This is a genomic window from Patescibacteria group bacterium (assembly GCA_041661625.1).
Taxonomy (GTDB): Bacteria; Patescibacteriota; Patescibacteriia; order JAHIZJ01; family JAHIZJ01; genus JBAZUB01.
Genome location: JBAZUB010000003.1, coordinates 53,758 through 73,279 on the forward strand (window position 1 = coordinate 53,758; position 19,522 = coordinate 73,279).

The window sequence follows — 19,522 nt, forward strand, 5'->3', positions numbered from 1 at the left end:
TAATTCGTACCTGGTTTGACAGTGAGAGCCAGTTCCTTTATTATTAAAAAGTATCAGGCCGATATATGTTAATTAATAGAAATTCAGAAATGCACAATTACGAAGAGGGTAATGGTCCGTCGACCCCATATCAACCGGACTCAAAGAATGTATTAGCCAGCCTATCGCCCAAGACCAGTTTTTTGGTTGGGTTAGTGGGCGGCATCATGATGCTGTCAACCATCGGGTTCGCGATTATGCTGACTTCATACCTCAACGGCAGCCTGGTCAGCAGCGGATCAAAAGTAGCCGGTGCTACCACTAATAACAATGCCAACGTGGCAGTGGCGAATAATAATGCTGCAGCCGGCGATACGGCGCCAACACATGTCGATATTGCGGTAACCGATACCGATCATGTTCGCGGTAAGGAAGATGCCAAAGTTACAATTGTGGAATATTCTGATATCCAATGCCCATACTGCAGCACTTTCCACACCACCATGAAGCAAGTCGTGGACAAATATCCCAATGATGTCCGTTGGGTATTCCGCCACTTTCCGCTTGATTCCATCCACCCAAATGCCCGTCCAGCTGCGATTGCGTCGGAATGTGTCGCTGTGCAAAAAGGCAATGATGGCTTCTGGAAATTCGTCGATGCCATGTACGGCAATCAGAGCGGCCTGGGCAACGACTTTTATGAATCGACTGCCAAGACGATTGGAGTCGATATGACCAAGTTTAAAGATTGCGTCAGCAATAAAACAACGTCCAGTACCGTCGATAGCATGTATCAGGGCGGTATCAATATCGGCGTCCAGGGCACGCCTGGTAGTTATATCAACGGCGATGCTTTGGGTGGCGCGGTACCGTTTACCCAGCTCGATTCACAGATTCAGACTGCGCTCGCACAATAATGAACCCCACCAGGGTGTCCCGGCAAATGTCGGGGCACCTTTTGGCTTAAGAAGTGCGGAAAATAAATGAACACAACCGCTAACGAACCGCCAAAGACACACCGCCAAGGACGTCATTTCTGGCGCAATGCTATCATTATCGTGATTATAGTGCTGACGCTGGCTTATGGCTGGGCGGTATTATTTTTATTTCGACATCTGAATAACGCCAGCTCGCGAAACGACAATACGACCATCTATGACTACTCCAGAAACGGGGCGAGCTATTCGGTTGAGGCGGCCGATCGTCCATCGCTCGGTGACACATCGGCGGATATGGTGATTGTGGAATTTGCCAGGTATCAATGCGAAACATGCCAGACCAAGTCGGAGATGATTCGACAGGCAGTATCTTTGTATGATGGTCGTATTCGCTATATCGTCAGAGACTATCCGGCTCAGGACGATGAATGGTCGGGACGTTTATCGGAGGCTGCCGCCTGCGCTGGCGACCAGGGCAAGTTCTGGATCATGCACGATCGGATGATGGGTACGCCCAGTATTCCCGATCAAACAAAATTAAACGGCATTGCCGTAGGAGCCGGTTTGGAGATGGCACAGTTTGATAGTTGTTTCAGCGGACGTAAGTATCAGGATCAGATAAGGCAGGATTTAGCCGACGCCCAAACTTTTGGCGTCACTACGGCTCCGACCATGATAATCAATGGGCGCATCTTATCGCACCCAGTCACCGAGGAGATCTTCTATAACATTATTGATTCGATATATCCCAGTCTGACAACGCTCCACCAAAATATCAATCAGACCGAAGAGGAGAATCCCGTAAGTTCCACTTAAATTAGTGTAATCCAGTTAGATTATCCACTGCTTATCCACCCAATCGGTGGCTTTGTTCACATATTGTCAACTTGTCTGAATAAAATGGGGGTGTAGCATTGTATTACTATGAAAATCAAAGTCAGCCAGCCGCCCACGGTCTCGAAAATCCGCCTGATTCCACAGGCACGGTTTAGCTGTCCGCGCTGCTGGACAGTCAGCCGTGTACCCGGGCGATGCGCCTGCGGATCTGATTTAGCCAAAGAAAGGTATCGCATCAAGCTGCAGTATGAAACTCAGGCGTAGATAAATCGGTTGCCGTCATATTTTGTGGATACGGGAAGTTGGGGTATACTGGGTATATGCTGCCGTATTTCCAATTAACGGATATTCACATCGGAACCTGGGTGATCCGTACCTGGGGAATTTTTGTTTCGCTGGCTTTTGTAATTGGATTGTGGCAGGCGCTGAGAGAAGCCAAACGGCGCCAACTAGCGACCGAACCGGTAATTGATGTGACCATCTGGATTATGATCGCGGCCATGGCCGGCGGACGGGTGTTTTATATAATGAATGAGTGGCCTTGGTATCGTAATGACATAGTGTCTTGGTTCAAAATCTGGGATGGTGGATTAGCGATGTACGGTGGATTGATCGGAGGTGTCATAGCCGCCGGTTTATATTTTTGGTACCGACACCTGCCGAAGGCGGCCTATTTTGACGTGTTGGCTTATGTTATGCCACTGGCGATCGCGGTGGGCCGAGTGGGATGTTTTTTGATTCATGATCATTTAGGCCGCGCCACCACCTTCATCTTGGGCGTAAAAATACCCGATGGTACCGTCCGGCACGATCTGGCGCTCTACGAAATACTTTTTGGGATGGTACTATTTATATTCTTTCACTGGTGGCGCCGAAAAAATATCCCAGCCGGGTTGATGACAGTAGTATTTATTATCGTGTATGGCTTCTTTAGGTTTGGGTTTGACTTCCTGCGCGCTACCGATCTCCCGATGGCTGATCCAACGATTTGGCCGGGAATCCATCCAAGCCAATACGCCGCCGGGCTGAGTGTTTTGATTGCCGCTGTGTGGCTATTGATAAATCATCCAAAACATAACTGAGCAAAAATTTAGCAAGTTGTCAGACGTGGTGTATCCAACGCCAACGTCTTTTGTGATTGGCCGCACTATTGACAAAAACAAAATATTGTTGTAGTATGTTCTATTCGTACATTGCCAAACATGGTTAGTAAATGCGGGGCATTTTGGCTTCGTTGCCATAATATACGGAAGCACGGATTTCAATCAAACGGGTCTCAAGCCGCGGGTATTTGTCCCGCAGAATAAGGAGCACAGTCATGTCCGGAATCAGTTGGATCGTTTGGGTAGTCGCATTCGCGGCTCTGGCGTTCTTTGCCGGTCTGGCCGGGTTGGCGTGGAATTCGCGCCGGCGGCGCAGGGTTCGTGTGCCAAGCACGCCGGGCACACCGGTCGCGGCAAATGTTCCCGTCCAGAGCAACCGACTTGTCCGGTTGTGGTATCGGTTTTGGTACTGGCTGTTCCCGCCGATCAACCCCGAGGACATCGGGGAACCGGTCAGTCCATACCGGACACTCAAGTTCTTCGCTGGGTTGGTAATCGTTGGCCTAGTACTGGCGGCGGCCAATCTGGCGCTAACCCACCAATTCTGGCTGTCGCTAGCCTTCTGGCCAGTCTCGGTGGTCTTGATGATTGTCCTGGCTATGATGTATGGCGTGATGGTGAGTCTGAACGAAGGCGAGGGTGTAGATATTGACCGGTGGGGTGGATTTCATCATTCGCTCTTCCAATATCGTGGTCACGTGGTTCTAGATCGCAAGATGATGGAGCTGCTAAACACAACCCTACAAACGCGTTACCTGGTTGGTAGCTTCGTGCAAGTTGCCACAATATCAGCGCGACTGAGGGAGGGCGGGACAAATCCGAACCCAGCTGTACTGGGAAAATTCATGAGCTATGCCCGTGCTCAAGAACGCTGGAACAAGCCGTTTGGTGGTCTGAGGGTGGTGGGCTGGCCGTGGGTAGATCGGATTCATACGATCGTTTTCCCCTCGGAAGAAATCGTTGAGGAGGTAGTGGATGGCGAGAAGCGATACGTTAGACGTAAAGTAACTCGAACGAGTACCAGGTTGCTGCTGACTGACATTCCCAAGCGTCTTCTCCTGGAGGGAATGGAGACAGCGGCGATAACCAGCCAATCGGATGGCGACTCAAGTGGCTACGGTTTTCCGGTTGACTTGCTGGTTGAGCCATACGTCAGGGTGTCGCACATGTATCTGGCTGTGTACAGGACACCGGAGGGCTGGGCGCGTATTTTGACGAGCTTGCTTCATCCTGTGGCGCTCGGAGTAGTGAGAGGGATTGAAGCCGGCAAGGTGTCGAAGCGACTGTCTGAAATAAGCCAGAGCGTGATCGAGTCGCTTCGAACAGAAACAAGCGATCCCACTATCGGCGCTGAATCACTCAGTAGCCGCTACGGACTGGATTTGATCCGGTTCCTGGTTCAGGATACGCAGATGTCCCAGCTGGAGGACGACGAACTTCTGCAACTTCCGACAACCAGCCATCTGAAAGGTCGTGCCCGGGAGATCGAATCCGTGTACGATGCCAATGTCATCAGAAATGTACGAACCGCCGAAGCCGATGGCGTCAAGCTCATGGTCGAAGCGGCTAGCGGCGATCCGGAAACGGCGCGTCTGGCGATCAAGGCCAGAGCGGCCACGGAAACCAAGGGTACGGTCATCCTCACCCTGGGCGGTGACGATAAGGCGGCGATCGATCCTGGTCAACAGGTACTGATCGAGCGGTTTGATCGTCTCGCCGAGGCGATAAGGGGACAGAAGGGCAAGAAGAAAGGCGCTGGCGGTGCGGACAGCGATGTGCCCGACACCAGCGACGAAGATGAGGAGGTCAAGAAATGAAATCTCCCATCATTATCATCGGGTTCGTTCTGATCGCGGCAGTACTGATCGGTCTGAAGCTGATGCGGCGGAAGCCAGCCGATAGTGCCAACAAGCCGAACCGGTGGCGCGTGCCGATCATCCTTGTGGTGGTTGGCATCATCGCGCTGCTGGCGGGCCGCTGGCTGCTGACGGCGGGCAACAACCATCCGCAGATCGGACTGTGCATTGCCGCTCTGGCGAGCGCGGTGGCGATCTTCATGTCCAGCCGCTATCTGAAGTTTGCGGATTGGCTGCCATACGTCTGGCTGGGAGCGGCGATTCTGCTTGCCTGGGTTAGTTCCATACCGGGGATTATCGTGCAGCCAGGGTCCTTCTTGACCGCCTTTGGTAATGGCAAGATACTGGCGCTGGCGTCGCTGGTCTTTCTGGCTGGGGCGGTCATCATGGCACTGTTCAAATCGTCGGGCGCGGCATGGTTCGCGATCGTCGTGGCGGCAGTGTTCATGATCGTTCCGAAAGTGTACGAGCCGTACAAACATCCCGAGCGCCACACCATCACGGTCGAACGCGGCGGTGAAAAGGCGAACTACGGGATTGCCCAGTTCCGCCAAGGAGTCGTGACGGTTGACGCGTCCACGCCGCGTGGGCCGGATGGTATCTACTCGGTCTTCGGCTTGCAGTCCGATGGCTACAATCGTACGATCCGACTGCAGGACTGGCAAGCCGTAGAGCTCTGGGTGACCGGTTCTCCACAGAAAGACCTCGATCGGCTCGAGATCAAGCTGGCGCCTGGGCGATGGGTGCGGCCGTTCGTGGGCGGCCAGAATGGACTGAAGGGGCCGGTGGAGGAATGCGACCTGGAGGTGCGTATTCCACCGGACGTTCAAACCGGATTGCTGAAGTTCGGAATGAAGATATACACAAGACGGACGAGCTAGTCTCGTCATCGGTGGGGTTTGCTACGGCACGCCCCACTGTTTTTATTTCCATAGCATCAGACAAAGAAAAAAACCAGCCAGGAGCGCTTGCCACCCGAAACCAACCGGCCAGCTAATTTCGCGATTAAAATAATAGTGTAAGTTATGATGCGCTCGATGGTGCCAACCGAGCAGTCGGTCAATCATTTTATCCCGCGATAGATATTTCAAAAAGGAATAGAATGGTGCGCGTTGATCGTGCGACTCCATATAACACTCGGACAGCCAATCCGGCAATGTCGACGCGACCGCGCCGACAATGACAGTTGCCCAGCCAATATTGCCTGGCTGGGTGACGATTAGAAATATACACGCGCCGAGAACGATGAAATCAATCAGAACAACTGGCACCACTCGCTTCGGTTTAGCCTTGATCCACCGGCCCAGCCCCTCGTCGCCATGCGGAATCAAGTCTAGTAAATAGTGCGATCCGAAAGCCAAAACGCCTCCCATCCAGGGATGGGGAGCCATTTGAACCAAATAAATACCGAGCATGGCATGGCCAGTCGAAAGCATATTACAATACAGTGATCAAAAGAACAACTAGGATAACCGCCTGAATGGTAAAGCCGGCGGCGGGTGATACCTGGTAATCGAAAAAATTATCCACGAAGGAGTGAAACTTTTCATGCAGCCAATTATGTTGTTTGAGCAGGGGGTGCAGCAGGAATACTTTACTTCGCAGAATTTTCAATGGCCGGAAGATGACGACTTCACGGAAAGTTTGATGGATGAATGGAAAGGCGTTCGACAACAAATCGGGAAATAAGGATCCGGCAATGGCGGCGCTGAAAACTTTAACTCGCACCGGGTCGGTTTTTTCAAATAATAGGATAACCATCCCGGCGGTCACGATTAGATCAATTCCGCTGAACAGGATGGCTCGGCGGCGCTTATTGGGCAACCACTCCTGATAGAGAGTTTGATCACCGTGGGGGATAAAATCCATCACAAAATGGGCCAATATCGAGAGAAAAAAAGCTAGCGTCGGAGAATTGACTTGTTGGCTGATCAGAGCGCCAGCGGCAGCGTGGGTGGTTAGAAACATTCTAAAGGCTGTTTTATTACCGATTGAGGCTAACTTGTAATTGTATCACATTTTAGAACCATTATACGAAAACCAGCCGATCAAGCCGGCTGATTCTCTGGATATATTCGTGAAAAGTGGCGGACTCCACACCCGGCCTTCCCGCCGTTAAATCTCTCCTGGTACCAGGGGAGGGGATCGAACCCTCGACCTCGGGCCCCGATGTACCGCCTGTGGCGGTAATCGGGATCCCGATCGGCGAAGCCGCATCGGGACTTATGAGTTATGATCGAATAATATATTTCTCTAAAATTACTCGGCTTTTAAGATTCTTGAGGAATCGTTCGCGTTGTCTGGCTTTAGATAATGTTGGATATATTTCTTTGTGAATGATTATCCAGGGTCGGCCAGGGCGGGTTGACTTCGGGTAGCCTTTTTGATGTTGGGAAAAACGTCGCGTTAGATTATTGGTACAACCAATATAGTACCGATTGGTACTTTGGCTGTGTAAAATATATACGTGATACATAGCGGTCGTCTCACTTGGTTGCCCCGCCGTCTAATTTCTCTGGTACCAGGGGAGGGGATCGAACCCTCGACCTCGGGCTTATGAGTCCCGCGCTCTAACCAACTGAGCTACCCTGGCAAGCGTGATTGCGAGCTCGGATACATAATATATCAAAACGTCATAATATTTGGTTGCGGGGGCCGGACTCGAACCGGCAGTCTCAAGGTTATGAGCCTCGCGAGTTGCCAATTACTCCACCCCGCGTCATTATACTTACCACAAACTGGCATTTCTAGCCAGCTGATTGTACCTCAGATTAGATAATTAATCAAGGGCTCCTCTCGAAACCAGTAGACGAGGATGGCCATCCTCGTCTACGAATATATTTAGATATACAAAACCTTCCCGCCGACATATTCAACGGGCTGGCCATCGGGCAGGATATTTCGATTGCGACAGATGTAGCCGAGGAGGATGATGGTAGGCATAACGGATTACAGATAATAATTTATTGTGGGATAAACCTTCTTCTCGCTAGACTGATTGCAAAAAGAATGATATTAGCAATGGTTATCGCAATTAGATAGGTCAATGTTAAAAAGCTATATTCACTAAGAGCAAGCATTGATAATATATTTGCCATAGCAAACGTAACCCAGGAAAGCGGTGTTTCTGTCCACGGCTCCTGATATGTTTTTCTAAAGCTGGGAAAGTAACCAATCACATCTATTATTGAAACCATAATAACGGCTGCCAGCGGGTTATGCAGCTGCCACCAAACAACGATCGCCAGAAGCGCGGCAATTAGTATCACCGTATCACTTTTGGTGATGTTTCTTGTTCCCCGTTTTAGAGAGACCAGAAACACCACAAACACCAACACCGTTCCAATAGTTAGCGCGAGAGCACCCCAGCCACCTCTTCCGTACCACAAACCAGCCACCGCAGTGCCCTGGGTAATCGTCCAGATAAGCCATGTATAAGCGTGTGGTTTGGTTTTTCCACGAAAGATGTCTCGAAAATATGGAACAAATGCTCCCGCGACAGCAATCACAACAGAGAGGATCGCGAACAAGATTTTTATGTTTATTCCAAAAATCATGAAGATATTATTCTACCTAATTGGTACACCCTAGTGGACGGAATCCGAACCTTCTTCGATGAACATCCGGACTTGATCCAGTGGCCACGCTTCTGTGTGATTGAGGATAAACAATCGATCATCACGCCACCCAAGATCACATTGGGTAGTATAACAAGCCCGACCTGATCACGACAAGGTGGGCGAGGTGCAGCAGGTCACACCTGTTGTGGATAGGGACCGATCTATCCCGCTGGGTACATTGACGATACCGCCCAAACATGATAAGCAAGAGTGGGTTGTAATCACAGCGCCAAGGCGCAGAACAAGGAGGGTCGCCGTGAAGAATTTGTTCATTTACATGTCGGTGGTGATACTGGCGCTGACGGGCTCGTTCGCTTACGCCGAGGGGCCGGTTTACATTGGAGAGTGGCCTGCTGGCCCGTGGCCTCTAGGAATCGACGTGGACAACGAAGGTCGAATTTGGGTAAGCAACTACGGAGATAACACCGTCAGCTGTTTTACCAACATAGGTAGTATCGTGGCCACGTACGAAACACCCTGGAGCCACCCGTATGGAATCGCAGCTTCGAGCGTAGTCTACGCCGGAAGCGATTTCTACGGCGTAAGCACCAACGATGCCTGTGACCCACCTGAACAGTTCTGTGTGTTCAAAGGTGAACTCACAAATAGCCATGGAGTGGCTCTCGATCGCGACAACAAGATCTACGTTGCCACGACACCTGGTATTATCTTCAAATTCGACCAGGATGGCACGCAGGAAGCAATGTTCAACTACGCTGGTCAAGATGTTGCCGTCGACCAGACAGACAACATCTTCGTCCTATACGACCACGATATAATCAAGTTGGCTCCGGACGGTACGGAGCTCCAACGTTGGGACGGATCGGAGACACCCGCTGGACGACTTTCTGCTGCTGAAGGACTCGGTCTCGATCGATTCGGCAACGTGTATGTCGCGGACACCTACAACAATCGTGTTGTGGTTTTCAACGGCTCAGGAGTATGTCTTACATATTGGGGCACCTTCGGCACCGGACCAGGCGAATTCCGACAGGTAGAAGATGTGACAGTCGACGACAGTGGTTGCATTTACGTCACTGACGCCTTCAACGGAAGAATTCAGAAGTTTGGCTATGCCACCTCTGCTGTCCCGGGCTGGAATGCTCCGCCAACCCTGGCTCTATCGATCGCCCCGAACCCAATCAACAGCACGAGCATACTGCGCTTCTCCCTCCCCAGTGCACGGTCAGTCACGCTCGGCGTCTACGACCTTGCTGGGCGACTCATCGCCATGCCGTATGAGAATCGGCAATTCGACGCGGGCGCGCACGATGTCGCCTACTCGCCCAGAACGTCGGGCATCTACTTCCTCCGCTTCACCGCTGGCAACCAGACCAGCACTCAGAAACTCATCGTGGTTCGCTAGAGCCACGCCAATCGTACACCGCAAACCGCGACCTTCGTCATCCGATGAGGGTCTTTTCTTTTTCGAATGTGGGCCCGTGCGAAGGGGCTCGGCCACAGGTATCAGGAAATGTTCACAACATGTCGTCCAGTCGCGACGACACGATCGTTTTTAATGATTTGGCAGTACATATGGTGCTGTCCCGTATACTTCGTTCGTTCCCATTGGGTTGATGTTCCGGGAAACCTCACATGGCCACGGTCCATCGCGTCTCTTGCTTCTCGTCCATGGTTCTCAACGATCCACTTTATCTGATAGGGCGCCGGAACGTCTGTCTCCGCCACCTGGAAACGTATCCACCAATCCTTAGGCAACTGACGCCCATTGCTTGGATAATGGTCCTTCAGCTCACCGTTCTCTCGTTGGGAAAGCCGCGCTGTGAGTCTAAGACGATATCCGACTGCTACAAATGCCGACTTGACCGCACCGTTGTCTTCGTTGGCAGGGAATTCTTGTCCGAAGATCTTCCGCCATTCTTCCGCCGCCGCCGAGTCGTCTTCGGCATCAAGGGCAGCTTGAGCGACTTCCTCCGATGCAACCAGTTCATCATAGAATGTCTTGAAATCAGAGGAGGACATCCCAGTGTGGATCAGCTGGCCGGGCAGCCCAGGATCGGCAACGTTTGGCACGGTGCCGCCAGTAGCATGCTGTTCGTACTTGCGTCGCCACGCTTTGAGGACCGCATGAAAGCCGGTTCCGAAGTCCTCTGCCTTCAGATCAACGCTGTCTGCCACGAGCAATTCAAGAAAGAATGACTTGGGATGCTTCATCTCCGGTAGTCGAAACAACCGCCACCACTTGAAGATCTTCACGAGTGGCACGAATTGGCCGTCACTCTGCTTGTTCAGTGAGGTCACAAACGCTATATGGCCCTTTGGATTCGTCTCAATCCATTGTGCCTGCTCGCGGTCGGGTACCCAGAGCGGTTTGTCTGGTCCATCCGGTGCACAAGCAGGAACAATGTCCATCGTCACGTAGCTTAGATCAATCCGTATCGAGCGGCGCTGGTCCTCTAGGTGCGCGGTCTTGTAATATCGAAGCAGCACCTTCCGGAGGTCCTTGAGGCATTGGTGTGGCGTTGTCTTCGTGCGGTCTGTCGAGAGGGGTACGATGATATCGACATCCTTGATTGGCTTGACCGCCGTCGAGCGTCGATACGATCCTGCAAGAAAGGTGTCACCGGCCAAGAGTGCCTTCAAGTCGTCATCGGAACCGAGACGACCCCGAAGTGTCTCATGCCCTGTCTTTGCTTCGCCTACTTGGCTATCGCTGGGCTCGATATTTGATAGGAACGTCTTGAAAGCCTGCGCCCGGCTCATTGGGGATCGCCTCCTTTCTTCGTAGAGCTGATCTGCGAAAGATAGGCGACGAAGTCAATCGCCGGTGCCGTACCCAACGCCTGCAAACGACGAAGCAGCGTGAGATAGAAGTAGATCAGGGCTGTTGATCCCACTGCGGAGGAGACGGCCGGCTGGTCGGTATACGTGATGTCCGCCGCATACCCGTCGATGGACAGAACCAGATCGAGCCTGGCGGTTGGATCCACGCTAGCGAGAATGTCAGTGAGGTGTCTCTCCGTGTGGTCATGTTTGTAGGAATCGGCCACCGCAAGGAGACCAGCCAGGATAGGATAGGGCGTACGCGGGGGAAACGTCCCGCCGGCATGAGTGATGGCGATACTCGTCCTATGGAGTTTCCGCACGGACGCCGCTTTCAAAGCCGCGTATTCAACATCTCCGCGGGAGATCTCCTGCTTGGATTCAAAAACAGCGTAGACAGCTTCAGCCGGTATGTATGTGATCTCGTTCTGTTTGAAGAGAAACGGCGTGTATTGACGGTCACAGATCACGAGGTCGATACAGTCGCTGTGGGCGCCAGTTGAGTCTAGCAGTGACGCGTTATGTTGGACGCAGTAGCGCTTCGGCAAATAAGTGTTGAGCCAGTCTAGCCAGTGTACCTCGGTCCCTGTGCCCTTAGTAGGCGCGTGGGGCGTGACGGCCCGCTGAAGCTTCAGCGTGGCTGCCATCTGGTCCTGGAGGCCCCCAAACAGGTCCGGCAGATTTATGTCGTTTCGGGGGGCCGAATTGTCACGCTCTTCGGGTGGACTTGGGGTTGATGTCATGTGTGGACTCCTTCCTAGATCCCCGCCGCGGCCCATGCGGGCAGCGATGATCGGCGGCACCCGTCCGTGGGTGCTTGGCGCAGCCAGATCGAGGCTGATTGGATAAGCTAGCCTGGCGTTGCAGGCCACCTAATTTTACCGCCGCTTCTTCGCAAAGGCAAATGTCCCCTCCACTCTCGTGCCACCATGCCAGATTCTTTGTAAGCTGTTTGTGCGCGAGTCGATAGGCACGCATGAGGCGGCCCGAAGGGCGGCATGGTCGCCATTCTGTTCCAGGATGAAACGACCTCATTGATTCATGAGAGAGCACTTGTCACGGTCTGCCGTTCTCGGCTGCCTGGAGTCCTCCTGGTCAGTTTCCCAATCCGACACCACCTGCTGCCCGGCGCGTGTCAGCCGTGCGGCCCGGAGGCGTTCCCCGAAGAAAATCCTACGTCGCTGGAGTCCATGGCCAGACCCAGGACGTCCACTAGCCGAGCGTGGAACCGGGGCCCGGGCCTGTGGCCGCGGCGCTCCCATCCTCGGACGGTGCTCGGGTCGACACCGAGCAGATCGGCGAGGGCATCCATGCTGAGACCCTGTCCCTGGCGGAGGTGGAGGATTTGTCGGCCCAGATCGGCGATCCCGGGGGCTTGCCGTGGGTCGTACCCGAGGAACCGGACCACTCCAGGGATCGCCCGGAGGTTCGGCGAGGCGGTTCCGGCCTCCCAGTTGAAGACCGTCGTCTTGTCGACCCCGATCCGCAACGCAACCTCTCGCTGGAAGAGCCCGAGGTCCAAGCGGCGTTTTCGGATGTGGTCGCCGATTGAGCTGAGTTCCGTAGGATAAGCTCTATCAAGGGGTTTCGGGCTTTTCAGCTTCAGATTGCAAAAGGGCAACGCAGGGGTGAGGTTGCGTTGCCCATTTGCAGCGATTTCTGAAGCGGTAGGAAGGTAGCAGAGATGGATTTCAACGGCGTCTTTTTCGATGGTGATTCGCTCGACGACATGCTCGACGATTTGCCGCTTCTCTTCGGGGGCGAGTGTCGGCCAACGGGCGGTGAGGTCCTTGGCTTCCGTCAGGATCTCGTCGCTGGAAAGGAGTTGGATCTTGAGGAAGTCTACTTCCCCTTGGAGTCTGGGGAGTTCCTCCTCGATCTGATTGAGTCGCTCCTCGAGTGGTTGGTACTGCCGACCGTAACCCTGGACCGTGATCGCGTCGGTGATGTAGGCACGGTGGATCTTGTCCATTTCCCGGACGAGGCTTTCTCGTTTGGCGGTGAGGGCTCGGAGGGCTTCGTCCTTAGTCTTGATCGTCTCGTCCGCTTGGCCGAGATACTGGGTGATCTCCTGAGGATCGAGGAAGAAGCCTTTGAGCTGTTCGGCGAAGACAGCTTCGAGGTCGTCGATCGGGATCTTGTTGCGGCACTTCTGGCAAACGTACTTTGGACTGTTCGAGAGGGCGTACATCTTCTGGCCGCAGTGGCAGAAGACGACCCCGGCGAAAAGATGAACAGTCTTCTTCGTCTCGCATTCATCCTTCCGCCGCCGTTCGTTGAGGATCGCGTTCGCTTTGAGCCAGGTTTCCTCGGAGACGATTGGCTCGACTGGAGTTAGGACCCACTCGTCCTCCGGTTTCACCTTCCAGTGTTTCTTCGCGCCCAGGGACTTCGTGTAGTTCGCTCGGCGGATGCCCTTCGCCATCGGGTCCCGGAGGAGGCGATCCACCGTCGTGTCCGAGAACATCGAGCCGTTCCGAGTCCGGTAACCCTTCTCGTTCAGCAGGCGGGCGACGGCCTTCTTGCGCTTATGCTCCAGGAAGAGCTCGTACATGAGCTTGCGGACCGGAGCCTCTTTCGGGTCCGGGATCAGTTCCCGATTCTCCCAGCGGTAACCGAAGGGGGCGGCACCGCCGAGGGGCTTTCCGAGTTGTGCCCGGATGGGTACGGATGCGGCCACTCGTTCCGCGATCTCCTCCCGTTCCCACTGGGCCATGGCCGCGACGACCGTAAAGAACAGCCGGCCAGCCGGAGTCGACGTGTCGATCGCCTCAGAAAGGGAGATCAGGTCCGCGCCGTGGTCCCGGAAGATGTCCGCGAACTCCAGAAGCTCCCTGGTGTTCCGGGCAAGTCGGGCGAGCTTGGAGAAGATGAGCGCCGTGATGTGACCACCTCGAAGGTGCTCAAGCATCCGGTCGGTCTCGGCATAGCCCATGACAGACTTTCCCGACATGGCCTCAAGGTGATAGACCTCGCGAACGCGCCAACCCTTGGCCTCTGCATACATCCGGGCGCGCTTTTCGTGATGCTCGGGGCTCTCACCGCGAGCCTGGTCCTCGGTCGAAACCCGGATCCAGATGCCGACCTGCCTTTGCGTCTGCGGCTCATCCTTCTGTTGTTTCTTCATCGGACTGCACCTATTTCTTGTCAGGCTTGAGGCGTTTCATGGCCTTGGCGATCACCTGGGAAACGGCCTCTCGCTTCGCCGTCTTTTCCTGTTCCGAGACTGACTTATACTTGGTCTTCACCTTGTACCCGCGAACCGTTCCGGTCGTGCTCGCGGCTTCCGCCTCGATTCCTTCAAGAACCGCGAATGCCTCCTCGGGCGTGCAGAAGTGAATACGCCTGAGTTGCTCTTCGTCGAAGGTGTTTCCCGCCTGCTGGCGCACCTGATTCAGCGTCTTCTTTTCGGAAGAAACGACTAGCACGTGCCCGAACCCGGCCGCGATACACTTCTGGACGTTTCCGACTTCGTGGTCCGGCGTGGTCGTGACGGCGATCTCGCAGGCGACGGATTGGTCGCCCTTCCGCAGGGCAACATCCACACTGCCGAGACCGTCGAGGATCTTCTCCTCGATGGTCGCCCGCCATTCCCGCGACTCGGCCCACCGTTTGATGAGCTCCTGCAGGTACTTATGCTGCTGACCGCCCCGACCTGGAGTCGGTACGGTTGACGGGGGTGCCGGGGGAGGTTCTGCTCGCTTGGGTCGTTCCGTGCTGATGGGTGTCGGCGCCGGCGGGAGAGGTTCGGGAATCGTTGCTCTCTGCGGGGCTGGTTCGACGGGTTGGATCGTGGCCCGGCCGGGAGCGGATCGCTGCAGGATCGCCTCGATCTCCTCCCGTGGCATCCCGTACTTCTCCCGCGACCGGGCGATCACGAGCTCCCTGCGGGTGCGGGCTTCGTCGGGATCAATCTCGGCGAGTCTCGGGGTATCGAGATTGAAGTCGAACTCCGCCCGTTCGACCCGGGCGATGGCCTGACCGGTGCCGAGGTTCTGGAGGTCCTTCGATTCGTACGAGGCGAATCCGCTCTCCAGGGTTCGAGCGTCCTGATCGCCCACCCGGAAGCAGACACGGGTGTACGGATTCGATAGTACCGAACTCAGCACCTCCGGGCTCTTGCCGCCGATCTGCCGGAGATCTTGGTGCGCGAGGATCAAACCCAGCCGGTACTTCCGTGCACCCGAGAGGATCTGCTCCATCGTCGGCGTGATGAAGTTCTGGAATTCGTCGATGTAGACGTAGAACGGGCGGCGCTCGGCTTCGGCCACCTCTTGACGGCTCATTGCGATCTGCTGAAGCTTGGAGACGAGGAGACTGCCGAGAAGGTGCGCGTTCTCCTCGCCGATCGCACCCTGGGAAAGCCGAGCGAGCAGGATCTTCCCCCCGTCCATCATCCGGCGGAAGTCGAGACGATCGTCCTTCTGCGCGACCATGTACCGGATGAGCTTCGGCCGAAGGAAGGTATCGAGACGGGTGAGGATAGATGCCTGCGGGCTCCCTCTGAGGAGGGAGAACTCCTTCTGCCAGTAGTACACGACGTCAGGATCGCGAACGGTTGCGAGGAATTCTTCTCGGAAACCCTTCTCGACCAGGAACCGACGCAGATCGATCAGAGTCCCGCCCCGGTCGCTTTCAAGGAAGGCGAGGATCGCGTTCCCGAGGACCGATGTCATCTGATCGCCCCACGAGGTGGAGAGTCTCCGGAAGACGGAGGCGAGATCGGAAGAGAGGAGCGTCTTTTCGAGTTCTGAGTGCGCCGAGAGGATGTTGAACCCCACCGGGAATTCGGCATCGGCCGGATCCAAGAGGATGACGTCGTCGATCCGTTCTTCCGGCACTCGCTCCAGGATCTGGTCGATGAGATCACCATGCGGATCCAGAACGGCGATACCCTGGCCTGTCTTCAGATCCTGAAGGATGAGGTTCAGAAGGAGCGTGGACTTCCCCGTGCCCGATGCGCCGATGACGTACATGTGCCGTGATCGCTGGTCCGCAGTGAGCGCCACTTGCGCGGTTTTTCCGGCGTGGACATTCGCGCCGAGGAGTAATCCCTGTCCGGTGGCAATTGCCGGTGCGGCCCGTGTCTTCCGTTCCTCGCGTTTCAGTTTCTCGACACGCACGGAGGCCGAGGGCGGGTGAACCAGGGAGACGAGCTCCTCAGTCGAGAGGATCATTCCGCTCCGATGGCTCTTGCGGAGCAACAAATCCGACTGGTGCTCGGCGTCATCGTACCCGTCGTTTGCTAGCGGCATGAACTCGTTCCCGGCCGGGTTGGCGAAGCTTCTGAGGCTACCACCGACCGCGCGGGCGATCTCCCAGGCGCGACCCAGGTCCGGGCTCTTCACGCCGATCCGAACGACCGCCGCGAGGAGTGGATGCGCGATCTTGACCTTGGCAGCAGCGGCGATCTCCGGTGCATCCTCGAAGAAAGCTTTCCCCTCGTGATCCAGAACCGCCCGCATCATACTCTTGGCCCACGGATGACGGACCGCCTGGAAGAGCACTTGCACGACGGCTACTTCACCCATTTCGAGGTCCGAATGCGCCGAAACGACACCGATCAGGGGATCGATCTCGAAACCCTTGAAGGTGCGAAGCGGCAGCATGAATTCGTGGGAGAGCCCGAAGTCGACCAAGATCGCGGCTCCATCCGGCGACGCTTCCCAAGTCGACCGGAGGAAGTCGTTCTCCTGGGTCAGAACGACTTCGGGAAAGTAGCCCTTGAGCTGCTGTGACACCTTCGCCGCGTCGGTCTCCCGAACGGCCAAATGGACCATGATCGAATCAGGTAGGCCGACGACCTCGAACGACAGCGGGCCGGCCGCGATCGGAAGACTCGCGAGAAACTGCTCGACCGCCTCCCGAGAGACTTTGAGCGGAGGAGGGACCGAAAGCTTCAGTTCGACGATCGGGGAATCGTCATCATCAACCTCGACTTCCGGCGTCTCGGGCTCCAGTTCGTCGAAATCCCACGACACCGTTGGCCGACGCTTGCCGGTGACGATCCGTTCGATACCCTCCGTGATTCGGGAGACGAGCGTGGGTCTGCGTCCATCGTCGGTCCCCGGATCACGCGGCGGCACCCAGTGGTACCTGAACGGGACGAATGGCGGCTCGAGTTCGACCGGAAACGGGTGGAGAAGCCATCCTCGGCCGCGCTTCTCCCAGTCGTAGAACTGGGTGGTGAGACGTTCGACCTGGCTCGGTGCATATTCGTCGGCCGAGGTCTGGTCATCCTCCCAGGGGACGATGTCCCGTTCGTCCACCATCGTTCATCCTACCTGCGCAGAAGATCCCGCATGATCGGCTTCTTTTCGTCCTCGGTCATCGCCCTCAGGCCCTTCGCCGTGGTGACAGCGTCGATCGACTCGTTCACCGCCGCGCTGACGGCGGACTGGAACATGAGTTTCGTGTCGATACGGTAGTAGGTCTCGGGGCGGAAGAAGTGCTCATATAGAGGACCTAGAAGCGGGACAGCCAGGATAGGGTCATCCGGATCCATGTCGAAAAGCCGTGTGATCCCTCGATAGATAAGGTAGACCACGATGATCGTTGCCAGCGTGATGAGCAGCCGGATGAGCAGGCCTGGTCCATAGCGGTGGAACATCTGAACCCACAGGCGGGAGACGACCTTGCCGACGCCGCTGCGAAGAACGAAGTATCCGATGATCGCACCAAGCAGGATGGCCCAGCAAAGGACCCGGTTCGGCCGTTTCTCGCCGAGCCACCAAGAAAAGAAGTACCCGGTGCCGTAGGGTGCCGCGCAGAGGTCGAACGCCAGCTTCTGGCGGGTGAAGCGAAGGTACTCACGCTTGGCGGAGAGCGTCCCGCCCTCGTGGAGGTCGACCCGGGATACTGAGACGTCCGGAATCTGACGCTGTTGCACGGCGGCCTCGACCGAGGCGTAGAAATCCATGGCCGAAGTTTGGAATCCATCGAACGGCTTGTGCCAGTGCGAGAACATGTTGGCCAGCAAGGTCTTCGCCATCTCCCCTCCCCATTGTGAACCGACAATCTCGATTAGGCATTTCCCAGGCTAGTCCCCGACGCGCCGCAACGCAACCGCCAAGTGTTGCCCGTACCTAGACTCCCACTCCCCGTACTCCGGGACCGCGGAACAGAGGAAGGCAGAAGGCGGTGTCGTCGAAAACGAGGGAAAGAGCCCCTCGTTGGGGATGGGGAACGGTACTCCCAAAGAGCCGAGGAAGTCGGAACTACCGGGGGACGGCGCACGACTATATTGAAGTCCGCTAGCTTCTCTTGAAGAGCAGGACATGCTCATGGGTTATTCTACTATTCCGAACATTGAACGAGCGCTTCGTCGCCTGAAGCGTACGAATCCATCTCTCTTCCAGAGGCATACCATGATTTCGAAACAGTTTGATGAATGTGTCACCCACAGGCACAGCGCGCTTATTGACGATCGCATCTCCGACAACAAACAAACACCTGCCACCCGGACGCAACACCCTGGACCACTCGCGCAGGCAATTCTCCATATCGGTAAAGTACTTGTCTGCGGTGGCCTTCGGCCGGGTGAACTCGTCGTGGCTTCCAATCTCGAGGTCACGAGCAAATGCGACGTCCCCGTCTAACCAGTGAATGCGTTGGCGGTGATACTTGTGATAGTCATAGGCGTTCAGGTAAGGAGGCGATGTGACGATCAGAGTCACGCTCCGATCCCGAATGAATGGCACTTTGCGGGCATCAGCCAGCTTGAGTGTCACTTTGGCGCGCGGCCCTCGTGGAGCGTCATCCAACCTTCTTACCGTGTCCAGCAGTCGAAGACGGAACAGCGAACCGACGTCCGCAACGGTCACGTCTCGTGGCACTCGCGCATATCTTGTGTCGCTATCCTGAAAGGAGACGCGCACAATAATGGACGAAAAGATGGACTGAAGCAAAACCTTCTCGGGTTGTTTCTCGCTAAGTATCAGTCCTTTGAGAGCCGCGAGCCGGTCCATGATGTCCTTGGTGAACCAATAGGGAACATGGTCGTTGCTCGGTATCAACTCCGGCCGGGCAACCGCTGCAGTCAGCCAGTTCTCTACGGACTCTGCAAAGATCCGTAAACGGCTGATACTGCGCTTTGTATAGTGAAGAGTCTTGGCTCGGCTCACCAGTATAGCAATGTCGTTATTGTCTGTCCCGATTGACGGCCGTCCAAGAATGCTGGCCTCGAGCAAGGTAGTACCGCACCCGCAAAACGGGTCGTATACCAGTTCTCCGGGCTTGCTCCACTGCTCGATCGCCTTTCGCGGTATCTGCGGAATAAACCGGGCAGGATAGGGATGCAGAGAATGAAGGTGCTCCTGCGTGTCGACACCATGGAAATTCCAGCCCTTCCCGTTTGTGACGAGAGCGCCTTCATCTGCTGTTGTGTATATTGCTCGGCGTTCCAT

17 protein-coding genes and 2 tRNA genes are annotated in these 19,522 nt (G+C 55.3%); 7 read left to right on the forward strand and 12 right to left on the reverse strand.

Annotation, left to right across the window (positions count from 1 at the left end; genetic code table 11):
• Positions 1–89 precede the first annotated feature (89 nt).
• From WC734_05300 to WC734_05325, 6 genes are all read left to right on the forward strand, one after another.
• Entirely contained in the window at positions 90–896 is an 807-nt protein-coding gene (locus tag WC734_05300) for a DsbA family protein (protein ID MFA6198533.1), read from the forward strand.
• A gap of 66 nt (positions 897–962) precedes the next feature.
• The gene (locus tag WC734_05305; protein ID MFA6198534.1) at positions 963–1,733 is read left to right on the forward strand and encodes a thioredoxin domain-containing protein; all 771 of its coding nucleotides are present in this window, start codon (positions 963–965) and stop codon (positions 1,731–1,733) included.
• 108 nt (positions 1,734–1,841) lie between these two features.
• Complete coding sequence (locus WC734_05310) at positions 1,842–2,018, forward strand: hypothetical protein (protein MFA6198535.1); 177 nt, start codon at positions 1,842–1,844, stop codon at positions 2,016–2,018.
• A 56-nt stretch (positions 2,019–2,074) separates the two neighbouring features.
• Positions 2,075–2,836 carry a prolipoprotein diacylglyceryl transferase family protein gene (locus tag WC734_05315; protein ID MFA6198536.1) on the forward strand — a complete coding sequence of 254 codons (762 nt, stop codon included), beginning with the start codon at positions 2,075–2,077 and terminating at the stop codon, positions 2,834–2,836.
• Positions 2,837–3,072: 236 nt separating this feature from the next.
• A complete protein-coding gene (locus WC734_05320) occupies positions 3,073–4,674 on the forward strand; it encodes a hypothetical protein (GenBank protein ID MFA6198537.1) in 1,602 nt (533 codons plus the stop codon).
• Complete coding sequence (locus WC734_05325) at positions 4,671–5,594, forward strand: hypothetical protein (GenBank protein ID MFA6198538.1); 924 nt, start codon at positions 4,671–4,673, stop codon at positions 5,592–5,594. Before WC734_05320 ends, WC734_05325 begins: the two co-directional genes overlap by 4 nt.
• Before the next feature lie 42 nt (positions 5,595–5,636).
• Here WC734_05325 and WC734_05330 read toward each other — a convergent pair whose 3' ends face one another.
• From WC734_05330 to WC734_05355, 6 genes are all read right to left on the reverse strand, one after another.
• A complete protein-coding gene (locus WC734_05330; GenBank protein MFA6198539.1) occupies positions 5,637–6,149 on the reverse strand; it encodes a hypothetical protein in 513 nt (170 codons plus the stop codon).
• Position 6,150: 1 nt separating this feature from the next.
• Positions 6,151–6,681: a hypothetical protein gene (locus WC734_05335; protein MFA6198540.1), complete on the reverse strand. Its 531-nt coding sequence runs from the start codon at positions 6,679–6,681 to the stop codon at positions 6,151–6,153.
• 262 nt (positions 6,682–6,943) lie between these two features.
• Positions 6,944–7,189, reverse strand: coding sequence for a GIY-YIG nuclease family protein (locus WC734_05340; GenBank protein MFA6198541.1), 246 nt, complete (start codon positions 7,187–7,189; stop codon positions 6,944–6,946).
• Between the two features lie 40 nt (positions 7,190–7,229).
• Positions 7,230–7,306: transfer RNA gene (locus tag WC734_05345), tRNA-Met, on the reverse strand.
• 50 nt (positions 7,307–7,356) lie between these two features.
• Positions 7,357–7,432: transfer RNA gene (locus tag WC734_05350), tRNA-Met, on the reverse strand.
• Positions 7,433–7,676: 244 nt separating this feature from the next.
• Positions 7,677–8,270 carry a hypothetical protein gene (locus tag WC734_05355; protein MFA6198542.1) on the reverse strand — a complete coding sequence of 198 codons (594 nt, stop codon included), beginning with the start codon at positions 8,268–8,270 and terminating at the stop codon, positions 7,677–7,679.
• Positions 8,271–8,589: 319 nt separating this feature from the next.
• Here WC734_05355 and WC734_05360 point away from each other — a divergent pair, with 319 nt between their 5' ends.
• Positions 8,590–9,699, forward strand: coding sequence for a T9SS type A sorting domain-containing protein (locus WC734_05360; protein MFA6198543.1), 1,110 nt, complete (start codon positions 8,590–8,592; stop codon positions 9,697–9,699).
• A 101-nt stretch (positions 9,700–9,800) separates the two neighbouring features.
• Here the strand turns inward: WC734_05360 and WC734_05365 are convergent, their stop codons facing one another.
• The 6 genes from WC734_05365 to WC734_05390 all read right to left on the reverse strand — a co-directional run bounded on the left by WC734_05365 (position 9,801) and on the right by WC734_05390 (position 19,522).
• Positions 9,801–11,057 (reverse strand): hypothetical protein, encoded by a 1,257-nt coding sequence (locus WC734_05365; protein ID MFA6198544.1) that lies wholly within the window; start codon positions 11,055–11,057, stop codon positions 9,801–9,803.
• Positions 11,054–11,860, reverse strand: coding sequence for a DUF6602 domain-containing protein (locus tag WC734_05370; protein ID MFA6198545.1), 807 nt, complete (start codon positions 11,858–11,860; stop codon positions 11,054–11,056). The genes WC734_05365 and WC734_05370 overlap by 4 nt, the downstream gene beginning before the upstream one ends.
• 392 nt (positions 11,861–12,252) lie before the next feature.
• Positions 12,253–14,244: a recombinase family protein gene (locus WC734_05375; GenBank protein MFA6198546.1), complete on the reverse strand. Its 1,992-nt coding sequence runs from the start codon at positions 14,242–14,244 to the stop codon at positions 12,253–12,255.
• A 10-nt stretch (positions 14,245–14,254) separates the two neighbouring features.
• Positions 14,255–17,389 (reverse strand): type IV secretion system DNA-binding domain-containing protein, encoded by a 3,135-nt coding sequence (locus tag WC734_05380; GenBank protein MFA6198547.1) that lies wholly within the window; start codon positions 17,387–17,389, stop codon positions 14,255–14,257.
• Positions 17,390–17,397: 8 nt separating this feature from the next.
• Positions 17,398–18,108, reverse strand: a complete 711-nt coding sequence (locus tag WC734_05385) for a hypothetical protein (GenBank protein MFA6198548.1) — start codon at positions 18,106–18,108, stop codon at positions 17,398–17,400.
• 262 nt (positions 18,109–18,370) lie between these two features.
• Positions 18,371–19,522, reverse strand: a complete 1,152-nt coding sequence (locus tag WC734_05390) for a DNA methyltransferase (protein ID MFA6198549.1) — start codon at positions 19,520–19,522, stop codon at positions 18,371–18,373.